We start from the raw sequence: 20,658 nt of genomic DNA, 5'->3' as shown, positions 1-20,658 counted from the left end.
ATATTGTTTTATGTGTCTGTCCCTCCAATCCGCGCCCTTGCAAGGGCGCAATACTCGGCGTTTATCTCAATGCCTATATAATGCCTGTCAAGCTGCTTTGCGGCTGCCCCCGTCGTGCCGCTGCCGAAAAAGGGGTCAAGCACAACGCCGCCTTTCGGACAGCCCGCCTTGATACAGGTTTCGGCAAGTTTTGGCGGGAACGCGGCGAAATGCCCGCCCTTGTAGGGAACGGTATTGATAAGCCACACGTCCCGCCTGTTCCGCATGGTCGGCATGAGGGCTTCGTCGTAGTAGCTGCCGCTTCGCGCCCGGTTAAGCCCCTGTACGTTCCCCTGTCCGGGTACTTCGTCCGCATATTTCTGTCCCGCGCTGCGCCCGGTGCGGTACCGCGCCGCCGTTGTGGGGGCTAACGGCTCGGCTATGGCGGCTGCGTCATAAAAATACTTCTTTGACTTCGTAAGCAGAAAGATATGTTCATAGCAGCGGGTAGGGCGGTCTTTCACGCTCTCCGGCATGGGGTTTTCTTTCTGCCAGATAATGTCGCTCCGTAAATACCACCCGTCAGCGCGTAGGGCAAAGGCTAAAAGCCAAGGGATACCGATTAAGTCCTTTTGTTTGCAGCCGGAAACGCGGTTGTTTCTTGCAATCTGCTGTCCGTTTCTGCCTTTCGGGTTCTTCGGGTCTGCATGGTAGCCTTTATTTCCTGTGCCGCAGTAGGTGTCCGCGATATTCAGCCAGAGCGTACCGTCAGAACGCAGTACCCGGCGCAGCTCGCGGAAAACCTCGGTCAGCCTGTCAATGTACTGCTCCGGCGTGTCCTCCCGCCCAATCTGCATATCAAGCCCGTAATCCCTAAGCGCATAGTAGGGCGGGCTTGTGACGCAACAGTGTACGCTTTCCTCTGGAAGCTCCCGCAAGGCATAGAGCGCGTCCCGGTTGATGATTGTGTCAGTTTTCAGCCCGTTCATGCTTCGCCCACTTCCTCCGGCTTCGTCGTCATTACCCGGTAAAGCTCGGTGTCTTTCGGGAAGCGGTCTACAAAGGGCAGCACCACGTTCCCGTAGAAGATAAGCCCCTCGCCCGCTTCGGTGTGGGTGACATACTTCATCTGCTGCGGGGAGATGTTGAGCTGCTTTGCAAGGATAGCCCGGTCGCCCGCCGCCTGATTGAGCATGAGGACAAAATCAGAGTTTTCAAAGATATTCTCCACTTCGCGGGAAGCAAGCAAATCTTTGACGTTCTGCGTGATTGCTGTGGGTATGCCGCCCCATTTTCTGAAACGCTTCCAGATTTCAACGGAATAGGCGGCGGTCTGTTCCTCTTTCAAGAGAAGATGAAATTCGTCCATAAAATACCGGGTGGATTTCCTTTCTGCCCGGTTGACGGTGACGCGGTTCCATACCTGGTCCTGCACAATGAGCATACCTAATTTTTTGAGCTGCTTCCCAAGCTGCTTGATGTCAAAGCAGACAAGGCGGTTTGAAAGCTCTACATTCGTCCTGTGGTTAAAGACGTTAAGGCTCCCGGAAACATAAAGCTCCAACGCCGCCGCGATACGCGCCGCTTCCGGCTCCGGCTGCTTCAAAAGCTCGTTGTAGAGGTCGCCCAAGATAGGCATTTTCTCCGGGTCGGGGTCTGCAAGGAAAGGGCGGTACACGTTCCTAACAGCGCGGTCAATGACGGTCTTATCGACGGGCTGCAAGCCCTCCTTGCCGCCTATGACAAGCTCGCAGAGGGAGAGGATAAAGTCGGATTTCAGCGCAAGGGGGCTGTCGTCCTCGCTGTAATTGAGGTTAATATCCATAGGGTTCACATACTGGGGCTTCCCGTCAATGCCCTTGCCCGTAGGCGATAACCGTATCACTTGCCCGTCAAGCCGCTGCACAAGGGAAAAATACTCTGCTTCCGGGTCGCAGATAATTATGTCGTCGTCGGTAATGAGGAAAGCGTTTGTCATTTCCCGTTTGGCGGCAAAGGATTTCCCGCTTCCCGGCGTACCCAAGATTAAGCCGTTGGGGTTCTTTAGCTGCTTGCGGTCGCAGAGTATCATGTTGTTAGACAGGGCGTTTAAGCCGTAATACAAAGCCGCGCCCGTCTGAAAAAGCTCCTGCGTGATAAAGGGGATAAAGATAGCGGTGCTTGACGTGGTAAGCCCTCTTTGAATGGGGATAAGGTTCTCCCCAAGCGGTACAGAGGACATAAGCCCCGCTTCCTGTTGGTAGTCAAGGCGGGTTAAGGCGCAGTTGTTCTTCTGTGCAATGCCCGCCGCCGCGAATACGTCATTTTCCAGTTTCCTTTTTGTGTCTGCCATGTTCACCACAAGGAACGTCAAGAGGAACATTCTTTCATTCCGGCTCTGCAAGTCCTGTAAGAGGTTCTTCGCTTCGCTGCCGAAAGTGGCAAGGTCGGACGGGATTATATCCATGTCGTAGCCGCTGCGTACCGCTTTTTTCTGTTCTTCGATTTTCATTTTGTCAAGGTCGGTGATTTTCCGCTTGATTGTCTTTATGGCTTCGGTCTGGTCGATACTGTGGATATGCAGATTGACGATAACGCCCGTTTCCAAGTCCAGAATGTCAGATAAGATACGGTCGTTTAATTCCGGCGCAAGGATTTCAAGGAATGAAACCGCGCCGATTTTGCGCCCCATGCGGAAATACCGCCCCTCGCCAAAACGGAAAGAGGACGGGGCGATAAAGTCCTTTGTGGAAAGCCCGGACGGGGCAAGCCATGAAAAATCAAAGGCAAACTGCCCGCCCTCCGGGTGGAAAATGCCATGCAGCATTTTAAGGCGTTCATAGCCTGTCATGGGGCGGGCAGACACGCCCAAGAGCTTAAAGTTGTTGAGTACGTCCGTTTCGATACGGGCAAGGCGGGATTTCGCCGCGCCCAGACTGTCGGCTTCAATGGCAAAGGTGATATATTTTGCTTTGACAAGCCCGTTGTTGCCCTTTGCAAGCTGGTTTTTCAGCATATCCCGGTATTCTGTGCGGATAGAATTGAAAGCGTCCTCCTGTGCCGGGATATTGACCGCCTTTTCCGCTTCGCCGCGCTGCGTCCCCTGATTGATGAAAGAGAGCTGCACCGAAACGGAAGCGTCAAAGTAGTTGAGGAAGTCGCACCAGTTCTCAAAAATGGCGGTCTTGTCGTCTGCCTGTGCAAGCTGATAGTTAATATCTTCAAAGGCGACGGTCTTTGAGTATTTCCGTCCCGTAACCTTGCAGATACCGTCCGGGTACATCTGGATATAAGGGATTGTCTGCTGCGCGGTGTGCGCTTTCCCGTCGCCCTTTGCCTGTCTGATGATTTCCGCAATCTGCTTTTTCTCGGCGCGGGTGAGCTTGCGGGGCGGGTTAGGCTTTGCGCTTCCCGCCGCGCTGTTTCTTCGTGTTTCCTTTTGCAATCGCTGATACCTCCTTTTCAAGTTTTCTCTGCCGTTCTAAGACGGAATAAAAGTTGTCTGTCCTGTATGGTCGTTCTTTGGGGGCTATGAATTTCGTCTGAATGATGTTCTTCACCACCACTTCAAGGGGCTGTCCATGCTTCTCATACATGGCAAAGAGGAAACAGGGCAGCATGACGGCAATCATAGCCATAGACGCAAGGCTTGTGCCTGTGCTGTCTTTGAGCAGAAAGAAAAGCGGCAAGCCGAACAGGAGAGCCGCCGCAAAACATACAATCTGCCGTTTGGTAAGGTTGAACGCTACTTTTGTCTTGACTTTGGATAAGTCTTTGGGTACGGGTACATACGCCAAGTGAAAACCTCCTTTCTCTGGGTTTGGTGTTGCTGTAACTTCCCATAAGGGTAATCAAGGCAAAGGTCAATCTATGCCCTTTGCCCGCCCGTATTATATGGGGGTTATCCGCGTCAAGGTCGGGTCGTATTTTCGCCGCTTCGCTCTGAAAATCTCCACCCTGCCCTTGACACGCCGCTAATGCGCGGAGAATATCGACTTCGCCAGTGCGCCGGATTTGAACAGGGAGAAACAGAGGATAACGGTATAGGCTGCAAGGGAGAATATCGCGCTGTGCAGATTGTCCGCTATTATCATGTTGTTTACCAGAACCGCGTAAATGCCGACGCATATCATAATGAGGAAGCCTTGAAAACCGATAGCGAACAGGGATTTGAGGTAGTTGTTTCCTATCTGCCCCCATTCCCGGTTCGTCATTGTTGCAAACGGGATAGGCGATACCGAACAGTAAAGGTAAATCTCTATCATGCGCCCGTAGAGGATAACGGTTATCAGTACGGACATGATTTTCATGCACAAGCTCACAAGGCTTGTTTCCATGACAAGTAAGAGCAGTTCGGGGATTTCCATAGCGTCAAGCCCGTCCTGCATGGAAGCAAGGGCGGCGGCAACATCAATCTCTGTGCTGCCGCCGATTACCCCCGCCGCGCCGGAAACAACGTGCTGCGCCATATCGAACACCGCCATAGTGATGTCAAAGGTGTGCGTCACAAGGTAGACTGCCACAAACGCCTTGAACACCCACTTGAAGAACATGGAAGTGTCAACGTCGTGCATATTGTTCTTTTCCGTTACCATGCTGATAAGCTCATAGCATAGGACGTAGGTAATGACAAGCCCCGCAATGGGTACGATTACATTCTCACTAAGGGTCTGTATCATGGAGAATATATTTGCGTTCCACCCTTGCGGGGTCTGCCCTACCTCTGCGGCGATAGTGCCGACTTTCTCGTTTACGTCCCCGAACATAGTTGACAGATTACCGTTTATGGCTCCTATGAGGATTTCCTTTATCCATTCGTTAATCGCGTCAAGTATGCTCTGCATAAGCCTTTACCCGCGCTTCTTAACCGAACAAGCCGGAAAGCAGCGGTACAAGGGTCATGCCGATAAGGGCAACGCCGCCGCCCGCCATAAGCTGCTTCATGCCCTGGCTCTTTGCTGATGTGTGATAAAGAAGTAGTAGAAGTGTAAAAAATTTTGCCGTTCCTATCCGGCGTTTGCGCATTGCGCCGGATAGGTCGGGCGGTCATTCGGGCAGGTCTACCTTGCCAACGAAAGAGTAATAAATATCAATGTCCTGTCTGCGTGTGCCGTTCTCGTCATAGCTGCACTCATGCACAACGATTTTCTCCACAAACTCACGCAAAAGGGTAGGGGTAAGTTCTTCAAAGCTGGTGTACTTGCGGACAACATTCATAAACTTTTCTGCGTTTACCGTGGCTTCCTGCGCTTTGGAAAGCTCTGCCCGGATAGCGGCGGCTCTCTCTTTCAGTTCTTTCTGCTCGGCTTCATAGTCTGCCGACAGCTCCGTGAAACGCTCGTCTGAAATGCGCCCGGTCACGCTGTCCTCATACAGCCGCTTGAAGATAGCGGATAACTCGCTGATACGCTTCTCGGCGGCTTCCAGCTCCTTTTTCCTTGCGGCGTTCCTGCGCTTGCCCCCGTCCTCGTTCTGCTCGATCAGCAGCTTCATAAACCGGGCTTCGTGCTTCGCTGCATAGCTGGTGACTTTCCGCAGATTGTCGGTCACTCCGGCGGTCAACAGGTCGGTGCGGATAAAGTGCGCCGTACAGTCACGGGTACGCTTCTTGTAGCTCCCGCAGATATAACAATCCTGCTTGCGGGTGGCGTTCTGGTAACGCTGCTGGTAAAGGACGCTGCCGCAGTCGGCACAAAAGAGTATGCCGGAGAATAAGCCCACTTCATCATAGCGGTTCGGGCGTTTGCGCTGCTTGCGTAACTCCTGCACACGCTCCCACATCTGGGTGTCAATGATAGGCTCATGGTGGTTCTCGAAAATCGCCTGTTTCTCAATGGGGTTCTCTACGCTGTGCTTGGTCTTGTAGGACGGCTTCTCCGTCTTGAAGTTTACCAGACAGCCCGTGTACTCCCTGTTTTCAAGGATATGTACCACGGTATTGGTCGCCCACTTGCACTCATAGCCGGGGTGGTAGCGGCGGGTGCTTCCCGTCCGACGGTATTCCAGCGTTCCCGGCGTGGGGATCTCCTGCTCTGTGAGCATACGGGCTATCTTGGTCGGCCCGTTCCCGGCAAGGCACAAGCTGTAAATCTGCCGCACAACAGGGGCGGCTTCCCCGTCAATGATAAAATTTTCGTCCTCGTCCATAAAGTAGCCGTATACGGGTTTGCTCGTGACGGGCTTCCCGCTCATACCCTTAGACCGTTTTACTGCTTTGATTTTCTTGCTCGTATCTCTCACCAGCCATTCGTTAAAAATGTTCCGCAGAGGGGCAAAATCATTGTCGCCCTGTGCGCTGTCCACTCCGTCATTGATAGCGATAAAGCGGACGCCTTTCTGTGGGAAAATCATTTCCGTATACATTCCCACTTGCAGATAGTTTCGCCCTAACCGTGACATATCCTTGACGATAACGGTGCCGACTTTTCCGGCTTCAATGTCCGCAAGCATGGCTTGAAAACCGGGTCTTTGGAAGTTCGCCCCAGAATAACCGTCATCTGTGTACCATTGCAGATTGGAAAAGCCGTTCTGCTTCGCATAGGTTTCAAGAATACGCTTCTGAGACGAGATTTGTCAAGGGCATTTTACCCATATTGTAAAGACAAATAAATTTGCTAATGATTCTGCGAAACGCCAAGCAAGCCGACTGTATTATTGCAGTCGGCTTGCAGGTTACTCAATATTAAAATATCGGCGGCTTACATAATAGCAAACATTTATACGCTCCAGCCAAGGCTTTCCTGCTGAATGGTATACAGCCTTTTGTAAAGCCCATTTTGCTCCATCAGTTCACTGTGTGTTCCTTGCTCTATGACTTTGCCATCGTCCAGCACGATGATTTTGTCGGCCTTTGCAATGGTACGGAGTCTGTGTGCAATAACAAGAACGGTTTTCCCCTGTATTAAGCGGCCGATCGCCTGCTGAATACAGGATTCACTTTCCGGATCAAGGCTGGCTGTTGCTTCATCCAAAAGTACGATCGGAGCGTCCTTTAGTAAAGCTCTTGCAATGGACAGGCGCTGCCGTTCACCGCCGGAAAGGGTACTTCCGTTTTCTCCCAGAACAGTCTGATAACCATCCGGCATTTTGTCAATAAACTCATCACAGCGCGCAGCCTTTGCCGCCGCAAGCACCTGTTCTTCGGTTGCGCTCATATTTCCTATTTTAATGTTATTGTAGACAGTGTCGTTGAAAAGTACCACATCCTGAAATACAAAGGACATGTATTCCATCAAGTGTTCCGGATCAAGCTCTTTCACGTCAATGCCGCCGATTTCCACCTGTCCTTTATTGACATCCCAAAAGCGTGCAATCAGACGGGAAAGCGTGCTCTTGCCGCTTCCGCTGGGGCCAACCAGAGCCGTGATTGCGCCTGCTGGAATCGTAACATTCACATTTTTTATGGTTTCCTCGCCCTGCGGATTATAGCGGAAGCTGATATTTTTCAGTTCGATATCATATTCCTTTACTGGTTTTTCAGTATCGCCTTCCATCGGCTGAATATTCATCAGGGTTCTCATTCTGCGGATGGCAATCTGATGATAGAATAGCTCCGGCAGCAGAGTCAGTTCTGTAATAATCGGCCCGTAAATTCGGGTGACGATCAGCAGGCAAAGCAGCATTGGGACAAGCTCAATTTTGCCGTTCAGGAGCAGAGAAGTTCCCGCAAACACGGTAAGCCCGATGCCGGATTGCACGAGCATCTGCGCGCCTGTCACAAAAACCCCCGAACCAAATTCAAATTTAATTGCAAGGTTTTTCATGGTGCGCAGCGCTTTTTCCAGAGCCTGAAACTGCTGACTGTCCAGATTGCAGGCTTTCACCACCTTGATTCCCTCAATGTATTCCTGAACCTGTTCGGAAGCTTCCAGTTTTGCCTGCGCATGCTTTTTTCCAAGCCGCTCCTGAATCCGTCTGCTCGCAAAAATAATGAGAAAAGCAACCGGCACGGAAATAAAAATAGCGAGTGCCATACGCCAGTCATAGAAGGCAAACATACTGCAGACAACCGTAATCGTGATCACATTGGAGATAATCTGCGGATACACATGACTCAGTACATGTTCGGAAGTGGCTACATCGCCCATGAGATTTGTCGTAAGCTCCGAAAGGTTTTTGGAATTAAACACGCTCATAGGCAGTTTGCGGATGTGTTCTGCCAAAGCAATCCTTGTATTTTCGCTTTCCATGTAAGAGGCTACATAGGTCTTTTTATAGTCGTTTTTGTTGCAGAGAAATACGATTACTGCGCCGATGATGCCGAGTCCGAAATAAATCCACATATTTGTCCATGAGATGCTCCCGCCGGTAAACGGTTTTAGAAGTTCCATGACGACCTGAAGCATCACCATAGCTGGAATAAACATGGAGAAATTTGTCAGCGTGCAGGCGGCAATCGCTTTTTTTAAGTCCCGATAGCCTTTGTCTGTCAGCATCAGCGCATCCTGAACGGTTGATTTTTTCTTACCCATTGACCGGCACCTCCTTTTCCATTGTCCAACTGGCTGTTTCATTGTAGGTTTTCCACATAGATGCGTACCGTCCGCCTTTTTGCAGGAGGGCGTCATGGCTGCCTTCTTCCGCTACACGCCCGTTATCCATCACAATGATATGATCGGCGTTACGAACTGTGGAAAGGCGGTGTGCGATGATGATTACCGTTTTCCCCTGCATCAATTTTTCAAACGCCTTTTGAATCAAATGCTCATTTTCAGGATCGGCAAAGGCGGTTGCCTCGTCCAGCACTATCACAGGGGCATCCTTTACAATGGCACGGGCGATAGCAATCCGCTGCTGCTCGCCGCCGCTTAAATGGATACCCTGTTCTCCGATGACCGTATCATAGCCATTTGGCAGCGCCATGATAAAGTCGTGGCATTGGGCGGCTTTCGCGGCCGCCTGGATCTGTTCATCGCTGGCATTCTGGTTCCCAAGCCTGATATTATCACGGATACTCTGTTTGAACAGATAGACATCCTGAAATACGAAGCTGACCTGTTCCATCAGATATCGGCTTTCCATCTGCCGGATATCCACCGAGCCAATGGAAACAGTACCCTGATCCACATCGAAGAATCGTGGAATGAGATGGGCAATCGTACTTTTTCCGCCGCCGGAAGGTCCTACAATCGCTGTTACTTCGCCCTGCCGTGCATGGAAGCTCACATTGGAAATCGCCTGTTTTTCTTTGTCTTTCTCATAGGAGAATGACACATTTTCAAACTTGACATCATAGCGATCCGTTGTTTTAGGAACCGGCGGCTGTTTCAGTTCCGGCTCAGCCAGAATCTGATCCATTGCCTCTACACCGTTGGCAATCCGCATGGCATCGGAGTTGACATACATGATTTTGGAAAGAATGCCCGCAATGGACGGTACGAATACCAGATAAAAAATAAAGCGTGAAGCAAAATCCTTAAAATCCCCGGTATTCATGCCGATCAAAATCCCTACCGGTAAAAGGAGAAGATAAATATGGTTGATAATCGTCATAAAAGCGGACATCATGTTTTCCCAGCTCAGCGTATATGGAATGACCACAGAAGTATATTCTTTGATGGTCTCGTGCAGCCGGTGAAAGGAATAAACAGTCTGCTTGAACGCTTTGACGACTGAAATTCCACGGATGTACTCTACTGCGGCGTTGTTCATGTTTTCCAACGAGTGCTGGTACTCATCCATCATTTTTCTGGCGCCTTCCCGGCCGTAGGCGATACTCTGAATGATAAAAGCAATAATTACTCCAACAATTGAGGCCAGGCCGAGCCGCCAGTCCACACTCAACAGAATCACAGCCATCACAACAGGAGAAACAAATGCGGCTACAATATCCGGAAGCTGATGCGCAATAAATTTCTCGACATTTTCAATGTTCTCATCCGTAATTTTCCGCAGTTTACCGCTTCCGATCATCACATGAAATCCAAGAGGCACCTTTGCCAAATGGGAAAGGAAATTCACCTTTAACTCATATAGCGTGCCGAAAGCCGCCAGATGGGAACACATAAGGGCTACAAAATACAGAAGAATATTCGCCGCAACGCCGCCCAGTGCCATCCAGCCATAGGAAAACAGGCTGGTCTGTCCCAATGCGCTCAGGTTCGGATATACGGCTAAAATCTGCCGGATAATAAAATAAATTGCAATATAAGGGATAAAGCTGGCCACCGCCGCCAGTGAGGACAAGATGACAGAGGCAATCACCAAAGGCTTTTTTGTCATTGCCAGCTGCATCATCCTTCCCATCCCCGTTTTGGGCTTCTGCTTGCTCATAATTCCTCCTCACTTTCTTCCTGTAATAGAAATTCTTTTTTTACTCTTGCTTTTCCTCTGCTGTCAAGGGGATAAAATGCTTTGACTGTTCCATGGTCAATATGCAGTACACAGGTACAGCAGGCCATGATAAATTCCAGATCATGGGTAATCACAAGAGATAACTCCGCCTGCCGGGAAGTATCCCGGATTAAAGTACATGCGCAGCGCATACTTTCATAATCCAGCCCGCTGGTAGGTTCATCGTAGATCAGGATTTTCTTTCCCGCACACAGTGCACTTGCAATGGCAACCCGCTGTTTCTGCCCTCCGGACAGTGCCAGAGGATGGCATTCCGCAAGTTCGGCAATCCCCATCTGTTTCAGGATGTTTTCTGCCTGTTCCGATTGTTCCTCCGGAAGATTCAGAGTCACTTCATCCCGCACACTCTCCGTAAACAGCTGGTGGTTTACATCCTGCATGACCATATAGCTTTCTTTCAGGCGCTTTTTGGCGTTTCGTTCTGTTCTGTCATAAAAAACCTTGCCAGTATGTTTCCGGATTCCGCAAAGGCACCCGGCAAACGTTGATTTTCCAGCCCCGTTGTGACCGATCACCGCAACAATCTCTCCAGCAGGGATTTGTAGGGATTTGATATGCAGCACGCTGTGACCGGATACTTTACACTCCAGCTTTTGAAACGTAAATTCATGCTCAGGATGTTTCAAATGCACTGCTTCACTTTCCACCTGCTTCAAGTCCAGCGCCCGCAGTCCCATGGCCGAAATCTGTGCCGGGCTGAATGCAAGAATCTCTTCTCTGGTATATACGGAGCGAACTTCGCCCTGATCGAGCCAGATAAAGCGGTCGGCAATATCCAGAAGGTAATACAGACGGTGTTCGGAAATCACCAGTGTTTTTCCTTCCGCTTTCAGCTTCAGCAAAACATCTTTCAGTTGCTGAATGGAAGCGGGGTCCAAGTTGGAAGACGGCTCATCCAAAACAAAAATATCCGGATGAACCGCATAAACGCTGGCGCATGCAATCCGTTGTTTCTCACCGCCGGAAAGCTCAAAAATACTCCGGTTCAGCAAACCGTTCAAGCAAAAATGGTTCGCCGCATCCGCGATTCGTTCCAGCACATCTTCCTTGGGTAGTCCCTGATTTTCACATCCGAACGCCAGCTCCGATGTTGTATCCACATTAAAGAACTGGCTGCGGGGATTTTGAAATACCGAACCAACATGCTGTGAAATTTTAGAAAGCTTCTGTTTTTTGATTTCTGCTCCATCAACGGAAACGTAACCCGACAAAACTCCTTCGTAGTAATGTGGAATGAGACCGTTAATCAATCGGGTGATCGTTGTTTTTCCGCAGCCGCTTCGTCCGCAAAGGACAACGCACTCTCCGTTTTGTATAGTTAAATTGATATTTCGGATGCTGTGTGCGTTTTCGGGGGCATTATCATATTGGAAGGTAACTTGCTTTAATTCAATCATACCATCCCTCCCGTTGCAGCAATTACAAAGGAAAACAGGATCAACAGGAAATCCTGCGTCCGCAGCCTTATATCCTCAATGCAGGTACGTTTGGTATCAGCGTCCAGTCCACGGGAGAGGGAAGCCGCCGCCAGCTCGTCAGAAATCGTAGCGGTTGACATCAGCAGCGGCACCATCGTATATTCCAGCGTCATCATTGGCTTTGTCAGCACAGAACGCACAGAAATGCCAATCCCCCGAAAACGCATGGCGTCCCGGATACTGTGCCACTCCTCGGAAATCGTCGGGATGAAGCGGAACATAACTGACAAGGGTATGATCAGTTTATTTGGCAGATGCATCCGCTCAAAAGAAAGCATAAACTCGCTTACAGAAGTAGTTTTCATCAGCAGTATTCCTGCCATAAAAATCGGGAGCATAAGTCTTCCCAGTCTTACAAGAGAAAAAAACAGTGCTGCAAAGCCGCCGCTGACTTTTAACGACAGTGTCCAGTCCAACAGAAGCATAATGAGGAATGCAGCAGTAAATTTTGCGGAGGTTTTTATTCGCCTATTTAGTGTCAAAAGCAACGCCATCAGAACAAAAGTGGTTGCCTCCAGCCACAGGGGTGGGAACATCAATGATGATATTCCCACCCCGAAGAGCAGCGCAAATTTTGTGCGGGCGTCGATTCGAAGGATGGGCTGCTGGGCAGCTTCAATCAGCTGCATTAAACCACACCCGCCTTTTGGAAATGTTTTTTCAAAAGCTTGGAACCAATCAGTCCACCAATCAGACCGCCCAACATGGCGATTCCAATCAGAACCAGAATAATCCAGCTCGGGGTGAACTTATCCAGCGTTGCGGCATAGTCGGCCCCATAATAAGCTTCGCAGGACTGAAGAAAAGCCGGTTTGGCGTAAGCCAGCATCCAGAAAGGAGACATGCTGGAGCAGGCAAAAACAACATAGCTGAGTATGTAGGATTTCTTGGACTTATGATTTCCTGCGCGGGCAATCAACTCTGCTACAATTCCAAGAGCGAGGCACCAAATCAGAGATACCCACACACCGCCAGTGGAAGTGAGAAGTCCTACAGCCACCGAAAGAATCAGAATTGCTCCGGTTTTTGGTACTTTCATAACATACATCATGTAAATGCACCCTAAAATGACCGAGTTTACAAACGGAGCGATGAGATAAAGGATGGGGACAAACCCCATAACAGTCACCACCGCAAACAGTACCACCACATAAAGGGCGGCGAAGGCTCCAGCAACGATCAGGTCTTTGGTTTTCAGCTTGTTGGTTTTGGTACTCATATCTTTCCTCCTAGATTCTCTTCACAACAGTTAGCAATCGCTAACCGCCGCAGTAAATAAAATGTCGCATAAATCAACACGACACATGGTTAGATATATCTAACCTATAGCTATATCTAAAACAAGAAAATTATACCCTCATTTTTCTCTCAAGTCAACCCCATTTTGCTAATTCAACTTGCAATATCTTCAAAAACGGGAACAGTGTGTTACCGTTCCTGCGCACTTTTTTCCTTTTGAAAAGTCTGCTGCTCCTTATGCGCCAGCCGTACCAGTCTCCGCACATTCTGCCGTTCAGCATCTTCGTCCAGCATCCGGGACACCGCTTTTTTGCTGTCAAACATCAGCAGCAGGTTGTACTTCTCGCCGTAAACCTGCTGTGCTCGGTTCTCCGCTTCCTGCTCCTTGCCGGGGCGGATGGCCTGCCTTGTTTCATACAACTGCACCGGGTTGAAGCCCTGGGCCTGCTCCCGAAGCCCGGCATACTCATTCAGGGCAGCGTCCAGCTCGGTGGAATATTTCTGCCCCTGTTCTTCCAGCCGTTTCAGGCTCTGCTTCATGGTAGCAATGTCTTTGGGAAATTTATCGGCGACATCGTCCTCGGTATATGCCAGCGACGCCAGAAGCAGATTCTTTTCCGAACGCAGTTCCTCCAAATCCTCTGTCAGTGCCGCAATCTTTGCCGCCAGTTCCCGGTGTCGGAATACATGGACAGCGGAAAGAGCCTTTTTCTCGGAAAGCAGGCTGCGGCGCTCTTTCGCCTTATCCCGAATATCCTTTGCCAGCTGATTGTACTGTGTGAGGGCAGGGCGCAGCGTATTTAGCGAAGTGTTTAGGCGTTCCTTGCCCTTGCGGAGATACCCCAGCTGATAGCAGAACAGCAGCAGATTTTTACGCAGATTCTCCATGGCCTCGGCAATGGCCGGGAGGGTATTCTTCACCGCCTGCCCCAGCTTTTTGACGGCAGCTTTCAGCTCCCGCAGCAGGGCATTGTCCGCCTTGATCTGCCGGTTAATCTCGCAGCGGTCAGCGATGATCCCTTTCCGCTCCAGTGCCCGTGCCGTCACGCCCTCATGGATGGTGGGCTGCTCATCCAGACCCCGTGCGGCGTTGCTGCGGTGGTCGATACGCTCGTCGTGTCCGTACATCTCCAACTGGCGGTTGGTTACATCCGCCCATGCCGCCCGCCATACAACAAGCTGTTCTTCGCTGTTCCAGCGTTCGGCGAGGGGATTCTGCCTGCCGTAGCGGGTGCTTTTGGGATGCTTGTCCGCTCGGACAAGTCCCTGCGCCTCGGCAGCAGATGGCGTCATATACACCTTCTTTTTGCCGATCTTGTAGGGGTATTGTTTCTCCCAACCCTCGTTCTGTGCCGTCCGGAACTCAGCAGCGGTAAAGCCGCATTCCTCGCCGTTTCTCATGCAGAGGTATTCCTTCTCGGTTTTGTACTGCCACTTGCCCTGCTCATCCAGCGGGCGCACCGTCAGGAGAATGTGGGCGTGGGGATTGTGACCGTCGGTGTCGTGGATGGCAGCGTCAGCACACATTCCATTGGACACAAACTGCTCCCGGATAAACTCTTGCAGCAGTTCGATCTGCTGTTCCCGGTTTAGCTCGATGGGCAGGGCAACAACGAACTCACGGGCAAGCCTGCTGTCTTTTGCCGTCTCGACTTCCTCCACGGCGTTCCATAGCTGCTCACGGTCTTTCCATTCTTGTGGGGCGTATTCCGGCAGAAATACCTGCTGCCAGACAAGCCCTTGCTTTCTCGTGTAGTCATGCTGTATCCCGTCGTAATCGTTATATAGACGGGAGCAGCTCAGATAAGCGGAAGCGGCCACGGCGGAGCGGCCTGCGCCCCGGCTGACCACCTTTGCTTCCAGATGATAAATCGCCATATCTTCTTCACCTCGTTCTTTCTTTTTTCTGTTTCTCTTTCGCAAAAGAGAAAATGACCCGAAGCTGAGCTTCGGGTCATAGCCGCAAACAAAGCTGCCGGTGGCAGGTTTGTGCGGGCAGGGAGCAGACTGTTTCCAAAGTAGAAACAACTGCGACCTGCGCAGACGATGACAGCAGCACCCGCAAGGGCTGCGGCATTGTCTGGAGGCTTCCGCAGAAGCCACATCCGCCTCGCAGAGCGCACGATTTCCGCAGGAAATACCACTGCCCTTTAGGGTGGTGAGTAAGTGCGCCCTTCGGGAGAAAAAAGAGGAAGGCCCCCGGTTTCCCGGAGACCTCCCAGCGGAATTCAATCGTGCTGCGGCAGCTTCTGTATCAGGTAATCCTCCAGTACAGACAGTTCCATCGTCCGTACCTCTGGCAGCATCTTTTCCAGAATTGCACCCTCCTGAATGAGCCTGTGCGTTCTGGCTTTGCGCTCCTTGACACGATCCCGCGCCTGCGCTTCCTCCAATCGGTGCTGCGCCTGCAACAGCTTCTTTTCCGTATCCGTCATGTGGAAAAACCTCCTTATCTTCGTTTTTGCCAGATGATCTCGTACCCTAGCGCGTCGGCAAGCTGGACAGCCTCCGTGTAGCGCAAAGACTCCCGCTGGAGCTTGTTGGACAGGTTAGATACGCTGTCAGACCAGCCGTGTTCGTCCCGCAGCAGATCAACCACCTCCTGCATGGTCATTCCCTGACGGACGATGTACGATTTGATTTCGTTTCTCAGATTAGATTTCATTCAATATTTACCTCCATTATTTCGTGTAGTGTAGTTTCGTATCGGTGATGCTGGTGTGTGGGGAGATGAAAAATCTGCCATGCCGCAAATCCGCTCAGATTTCCATTCGTGATGCTCTGTTCGCAACAGCACCCTACCGGCTTCATCATTCTGCGTGAGGTCATGCGGAACGGTGGGATATACCGCATTCCGGTGCAGTGGATTCTCACTTCCGTAAATCACCGGGCGGTGCATTGCATTCGGCTTGCGGTGAAAATTTTCATGAATTTCACAAGGATTGATTTCAGGGATGAAAAATTGAGCCGCCCGTGTACGGCTAAAACGGCTTCCGTACGCTTCTGTACGCCGGTTTTGCGTGCCAGCTGTTGATTCAACAGTCAATTTTTCACACTGCCGTGAATTGCTTCACGAAACACACAAGCAAAATCGTATTTTGCGGATGAAGTTAAAAACAGCCGTACAGAGTGTACGGCGTGTACGGCAATTTTGAAGTCCATTCCTCGTTTTCAATACGGCAGCGGATTGACCACTTCAATGCCCACAAAACCACGCACCCGCTTGCCGCCGACATGAACATTGTTGGTGGCCTCCACATTGTAAAGCCGCTCATTTTGTGCAAGCTCGGAACTGAGACGGTTGGCAGACATGGGCTTTTGCGCATTGTCCTCGCACCAACGCTGATACGCCTCATACAGCGCCTTGGAGCTGGCCTCGCTGTCTGCCCGAAAGCGGATATAGCCCTCAGATTGCAGAAACTCAATCACATTGTTGCTGCTGCGCTTGACTGTTTCCATATTCTCTCTGGCCTTGGTGCTGACTGTGAACTGATAGTTGTTTCCAATCAGCCGGTGCAGACCCTCCAGACACCAGAGGAAGATCCCCTCCTTTTCACGCAGCAGCTTGTCCACCAAAAACGGATCGTCCGCTCTGCCTGCGGGTCGGTCTTTGGTGGTCAGCACGATCTGGCGGCGAAAGAAGCCGTCGGACTTGTCGTGCAGGGCGGTGAGCGCACCGTTTCCGAAGCAGAGAAAACGCACATAGAGCTGGCTCTGATAGCTCTGGACGCCTTTGCGCTCCATGTCCATCTTGCACTCAGAGGTCACGATGGATTTGATATAATTGGTCTTGGGCAGGGCGCTCATATCCATATCGTCATCCACCATCAGGAGCTTGTTTTCCAAGTCTGCACGGCTGAACCGGTTGCTCTCCACCTTCTGGATGCTGGTGGTGTTCATGCTGTCGCCCAGCAGGGAGCGCATGACCAGACCGATGCGGCTTTTGCCCTCGCCGCCCTTGCCGATGAGCATGAGCATTTTTTGCCCCTTGGTGGTAGGCAGCAGGCAGTAACCGAGAAATTCCTGCAAGGTTGGAATGTCCTCCGGTTGCAGCAGCTCTGATAGGAATTGCAGCCACTTTTTCGGAGTGGGTGCGTCAGGGTTGTAGGCGACCGCCAGCCGGTTGTTGCAGTAGCTCTTATTGGCGGTAAAGCTGCCGTCCATGAAATACGTCCCATTGGCCACATGGATGCGGTCTGTCTCAATGGGCAGCGGCGGCGAATAGGCTTGCAGCTTGATGCTGGCAAGTAAGTTTGTCACAACCTTGGACAAGCCGGAAGTCAGGCAGCCTGAGATTTCTTCCAGAATCAGGTTGCCGATCTGCCCCTCATCCTCGATCAGCCCGTCCACTGTGAACAGCCGCCCGCGCACGCATTTCATGGGGTGCTTGTCCAAAAACTGCTGGCAGAACAACACCTCATTGATGTGCCTGCCGTCGTACCACTCAGGCCACGCCTGCGGTGTCATATCCATCTTCGGTTTCCTCCTTATGAATTTTCTCTAAGCGCTGCCGCAGCCTGTCCAGCTTGCTGTCTGCCATCTGCTGCTGAATTACCTCGGTACGTTCGTGGGAATCGCCGGAAGTGAGAATCTCCAAGTAATACTCCGCCTCGTCCAGCTTGTGGCAGGCTTCTACAAATCGTTCATTCGGCGCTTCCGCCGAAGATTGCGGCGCACAGCTTACCTTCCAGTCCCGCAGGACACGGGCATAATCGGACAGAACAGAAAAGCACAGCCGCTCGTTTTCCATGAGCTGCTGTGCTTCCGTCTGAATGCGTTTTGCGTGGAGCGCCGCTGCGCTGGGCGGCTTGTCCGGGGTGAGGTGAAAGTCCGCTGCCAGCTTCCGCGCTGCATCGTAGGGCGAAAGCTGAAATAGTCTGCCTACAAAGTCAATCACATCTCCGTGCTCCCTGCAGGCAAAGCAATAATAGTGGTCGTCCGCCACATACAGGCTGGGATGCCGGTCATTGTGGAACGGACAGAGCGCCATACTGTAGCGGTTGACCTCCACGCCGTACCGCTCCGCCGCCTCCCGGCAGCTCACGCCATATTTGACAATTTCAAAAAGATTCATTGTTCCTCCATTTCTGCGCAAAAAACGGCGGCCTGCCCGTTTAGGGGCAAGCCGCCGTTTGCGTCTTATCTTATGCTGATTTTGTTTCTTTCTCTGGCAAGGCCGGTTCAATCTTTGCCTCTCGCAAGGCTTTCTTCCGTGCGCCCTGCCGCTTGATCTGCGCTGCATACCGGCAATCATCAGAGCAGTATTTGACGCTGCTTCGCGTCGTAGGAAACACCTTGCCGCAGTTTTCGCAGGTACACGCCCGGCTGCGGCTCTCGGCCGCCTCCTGCCGGTAGAATTTTGCGCGGCAGTTGGGGCCGCAAAACAGGGTGTTTGTCCGCTTGGAGGCAAATTCCTGCCCGCAGCACTTGCAGGTCAGCATGAAGGGCTGTCCGACAGCGTGTTCACCGGCCTTGATTTTCTGATAGCGCTCCCGGCTGCGGATGCGCTCTTTCTTCAAAAATTCCTGCCGCTTGATCTCTTCCTCGGTCAGCTCCGGTGCGGGAAGCTCAAACTGCCCGATAAAGCGAAGGTGGATCTCCACCTCCTGTACCCGGTCGCCGTCGATTTTTTCCGGGGCGTGGACGATGATTTTCTCAATAAACTCGTTGATCATGGGCGTGGTCAGCTCGGAGAAATCCGTGTACTTCCTTGCCAGCTCCAGAAACTGCTCCACACGGGCACTGTCCTCTGCGAAAGCGGACAGCCTTTCTTCCGCTTCTGTGACAGAGGCTTGCAGCGTTTTTTGCTCGGCTTCGTAATCCGCCAGCAGACTGTCAAAGCGTTCATCGGTGATGCGCCCGACAGCAAAGGATTCATAGAGCTTCTTGATGATGGTATCCAGCTCAAAAATCCGCTTTTTCTCCTTGTTCAGCTTCCGCTTGGTTTCCTTGGCGGCTTCCGCCTGGCGCAGCTGGGAGGCGGAGCGTACCTTCTCCAGAAAAGCGTCTCGGTCGGAGATGGCAAAGGTGCTGGCAGCCCGGATGGTTTCCAGAATCAGCTCCCGCAGCGCTTTGGTGCTGATATGATGTCCACAGCAAGCGGCGGAGCGCTTTTGACCTGCCAACTTGTATGTGGAGCATTCAAACGCATCGTAGGGATAAGGTTTGCTTTCTGTCCCTCGTGACCGATGGTTATACATCTTTGCTCCACAGTCAGCACAGAACACAAGCCCTGTCAGGGGATTCGCCTCACCCAGCGTGTCATGCCGCCGTGGCGTTTTCCGCAGCTTCTGTGCCAGCTCCCATGTTTCTGCATCCACGATGGCTTCATGGGTGTTCTCGAAAATCAGCCAATCCTCCGGGGGATTCATCACCGCATTCTTGTCCTTATAGGACTGCTTGTGGGAACGGAAATTCACAGTATGCCCCATATACTCCGGCTTGGAGAGAATCTGCCCAACGATGTAGCCGCTCCAGTTATACGGGTTGGGGAACTCCTCCTTGCTTTTCCAGACACCCTTGTTCTGCTTGCCGAAGTAGACCGCAGGCGTGTCGATCTTGTCATCGAACAGAATACGGGCGATGTCGTAGGGGCCTTTGCCCTCAATGGTCAGCTGGAAGATACGCCGCACCACGGCAGCCGCTTCCTCGTCGATCAGCCAGTGGTATTTGTTCTCCGGGTCTTTCTTATAGCCGTAGATGGCGCAGTTGGTGGTTGGCTTGCCGGATTCCCCCTTGACCCGAATGGCGGTTTTCTGCTTGCGGCTCAGGTCACGAAGATACCATTCGTTCATGATGTTGAGGAAGGGCGCAAACTCGTTGCTGTTCTGGTCATCACTGTCCACGCCGTTGGCAATGGCAACAAAGTGGACGCCATGCTGCCGGAAGAATACCTCTGTGTAAAAGCCGGTTTGCAGATAGTCACGCCCCGCCCGGCTCATATCCTTGACAATGACATGGGCCACCTTGCCTGCTTCAATGTCCGCTACCAGCTGTTTCCATGCTGGACGCTCGAAATTGCCGCCGCTCCAGCCGTCGTCGGTGTAATGGCGGCAGTTGGTGTAGCCTCTCTGCTGGGCGTAGCTTTCGAGGTATTTTTTCTGATTGACGATGGAATTGCTATCACCTGCGTTGTCATCGTCACGGCTCAGCCGCTCATACAGAGCGGTGATCTTTTCCTCAGTCTGTTTCATGCGCATTCGGCGCTCCTTTCAGACTGACGGCTCATTTGTGGCATCTTCATTATACCACAAGTGCCGTCATTTGTAACCCCTTCATTGCGGATCATCCGCAGAATCTTTTCCTCCATAGTCTCCGCTGCTGTTTCGCTGAATGCGACCCTTACCTTATAGGTGGTGCCGCCGATACGCCGAATGATGAACTGTTCTTGCTTCGTTTGCTCCATAGGCTTCCTCCTTGCGTAATTTGTTGGTTTTTGGTATAATAAATCTGGTTCCGTTGGTTGTAAGCCAAATGTGTCTTTGCGCTGGTTTCCCATGTTCAGTTTCCCCTTTTTCTCTGTTGATAGCTTAAAAAGTAACCTGTGTAACTTGTGTGCAGATTACCTTTCTACTAATAGGAGAAAAACGGGGTGTAAATCGGAACTGTTTTTTTAGAAAAAGAAAAATAT

General features: G+C 51.4%; 19 protein-coding genes. All 19 read right to left on the bottom strand.

Annotation, left to right across the window (positions count from 1 at the left end; translation table 11 throughout):
• Positions 1-8: 8 nt before the first annotated feature.
• Positions 9-968, bottom strand: a complete 960-nt coding sequence (locus tag ACI6NM_RS15795) for a DNA-methyltransferase (protein WP_002569173.1) — start codon at positions 966-968, stop codon at positions 9-11.
• Entirely contained in the window at positions 965-3,403 is a 2,439-nt protein-coding gene (locus tag ACI6NM_RS15790) for a VirB4-like conjugal transfer ATPase, CD1110 family (protein ID WP_002569172.1), read from the bottom strand. Before ACI6NM_RS15790 ends, ACI6NM_RS15795 begins: the two co-directional genes overlap by 4 nt.
• Positions 3,354-3,755: a PrgI family protein gene (locus tag ACI6NM_RS15785; RefSeq protein ID WP_002569171.1), complete on the bottom strand. Its 402-nt coding sequence runs from the start codon at positions 3,753-3,755 to the stop codon at positions 3,354-3,356. Before ACI6NM_RS15785 ends, ACI6NM_RS15790 begins: the two co-directional genes overlap by 50 nt.
• 177 nt (positions 3,756-3,932) lie before the next feature.
• Positions 3,933-4,802 carry a VirB6/TrbL-like conjugal transfer protein, CD1112 family gene (locus ACI6NM_RS15780; RefSeq protein WP_002595174.1) on the bottom strand — a complete coding sequence of 290 codons (870 nt, stop codon included), beginning with the start codon at positions 4,800-4,802 and terminating at the stop codon, positions 3,933-3,935.
• Positions 4,803-4,821: 19 nt separating this feature from the next.
• The gene (locus ACI6NM_RS15775) at positions 4,822-4,983 is read right to left on the bottom strand and encodes a Maff2 family mobile element protein (protein WP_120435879.1); all 162 of its coding nucleotides are present in this window, start codon (positions 4,981-4,983) and stop codon (positions 4,822-4,824) included.
• 21 nt (positions 4,984-5,004) lie between these two features.
• Positions 5,005-6,528, bottom strand: coding sequence for a recombinase family protein (locus ACI6NM_RS15770; protein WP_244052803.1), 1,524 nt, complete (start codon positions 6,526-6,528; stop codon positions 5,005-5,007).
• Between the two features lie 146 nt (positions 6,529-6,674).
• Positions 6,675-8,429, bottom strand: coding sequence for an ABC transporter ATP-binding protein (locus tag ACI6NM_RS15765; RefSeq protein ID WP_249294882.1), 1,755 nt, complete (start codon positions 8,427-8,429; stop codon positions 6,675-6,677).
• Positions 8,422-10,230: an ABC transporter ATP-binding protein gene (locus tag ACI6NM_RS15760; RefSeq protein ID WP_117440967.1), complete on the bottom strand. Its 1,809-nt coding sequence runs from the start codon at positions 10,228-10,230 to the stop codon at positions 8,422-8,424. The genes ACI6NM_RS15765 and ACI6NM_RS15760 overlap by 8 nt, the downstream gene beginning before the upstream one ends.
• The gene (locus ACI6NM_RS15755; RefSeq protein WP_249294881.1) at positions 10,227-11,708 is read right to left on the bottom strand and encodes an ABC transporter ATP-binding protein; all 1,482 of its coding nucleotides are present in this window, start codon (positions 11,706-11,708) and stop codon (positions 10,227-10,229) included. The genes ACI6NM_RS15760 and ACI6NM_RS15755 overlap by 4 nt, the downstream gene beginning before the upstream one ends.
• Positions 11,705-12,418: an energy-coupling factor transporter transmembrane component T gene (locus tag ACI6NM_RS15750; protein ID WP_117440969.1), complete on the bottom strand. Its 714-nt coding sequence runs from the start codon at positions 12,416-12,418 to the stop codon at positions 11,705-11,707. Before ACI6NM_RS15750 ends, ACI6NM_RS15755 begins: the two co-directional genes overlap by 4 nt.
• Positions 12,418-13,008: an MptD family putative ECF transporter S component gene (locus ACI6NM_RS15745; protein ID WP_117440970.1), complete on the bottom strand. Its 591-nt coding sequence runs from the start codon at positions 13,006-13,008 to the stop codon at positions 12,418-12,420. Before ACI6NM_RS15745 ends, ACI6NM_RS15750 begins: the two co-directional genes overlap by 1 nt.
• Positions 13,009-13,217: 209 nt before the next feature.
• A complete protein-coding gene (mobQ, locus tag ACI6NM_RS15740; protein ID WP_249294880.1) occupies positions 13,218-14,906 on the bottom strand; it encodes a MobQ family relaxase in 1,689 nt (562 codons plus the stop codon).
• Between the two features lie 350 nt (positions 14,907-15,256).
• Positions 15,257-15,463, bottom strand: a complete 207-nt coding sequence (locus tag ACI6NM_RS15735) for a DUF3847 domain-containing protein (RefSeq protein WP_249294879.1) — start codon at positions 15,461-15,463, stop codon at positions 15,257-15,259.
• 14 nt (positions 15,464-15,477) lie between these two features.
• Positions 15,478-15,693, bottom strand: a complete 216-nt coding sequence (locus ACI6NM_RS15730) for a DUF6471 domain-containing protein (RefSeq protein ID WP_249294878.1) — start codon at positions 15,691-15,693, stop codon at positions 15,478-15,480.
• The gene (locus ACI6NM_RS15725) at positions 15,694-16,074 is read right to left on the bottom strand and encodes a hypothetical protein (protein WP_278768012.1); all 381 of its coding nucleotides are present in this window, start codon (positions 16,072-16,074) and stop codon (positions 15,694-15,696) included. It abuts the gene before it with no gap.
• 125 nt (positions 16,075-16,199) lie between these two features.
• Positions 16,200-17,501 (bottom strand): DNA primase family protein, encoded by a 1,302-nt coding sequence (locus ACI6NM_RS15720; RefSeq protein WP_249294877.1) that lies wholly within the window; start codon positions 17,499-17,501, stop codon positions 16,200-16,202.
• Positions 17,473-18,102 (bottom strand): CHC2 zinc finger domain-containing protein, encoded by a 630-nt coding sequence (locus ACI6NM_RS15715; protein WP_249294876.1) that lies wholly within the window; start codon positions 18,100-18,102, stop codon positions 17,473-17,475. The genes ACI6NM_RS15720 and ACI6NM_RS15715 overlap by 29 nt, the downstream gene beginning before the upstream one ends.
• A 70-nt stretch (positions 18,103-18,172) precedes the next feature.
• Positions 18,173-20,227 (bottom strand): DUF4368 domain-containing protein, encoded by a 2,055-nt coding sequence (locus ACI6NM_RS15710; protein WP_249294875.1) that lies wholly within the window; start codon positions 20,225-20,227, stop codon positions 18,173-18,175.
• Complete coding sequence (locus ACI6NM_RS15705) at positions 20,218-20,433, bottom strand: transposon-encoded TnpW family protein (RefSeq protein ID WP_249294874.1); 216 nt, start codon at positions 20,431-20,433, stop codon at positions 20,218-20,220. Before ACI6NM_RS15705 ends, ACI6NM_RS15710 begins: the two co-directional genes overlap by 10 nt.
• Positions 20,434-20,658: the final 225 nt, after the last annotated feature.

Origin of the sequence: Pilosibacter sp. YYHA0881, from assembly GCF_051602715.1 — a bacterium.
Classification (GTDB): domain Bacteria; phylum Bacillota; class Clostridia; order Lachnospirales; family Lachnospiraceae; genus Alitiscatomonas; species Alitiscatomonas aceti.
The sequence above is the reverse complement of the archived record's forward strand: the minus strand, read 5'-3'. Positions and strand labels throughout refer to the sequence as shown.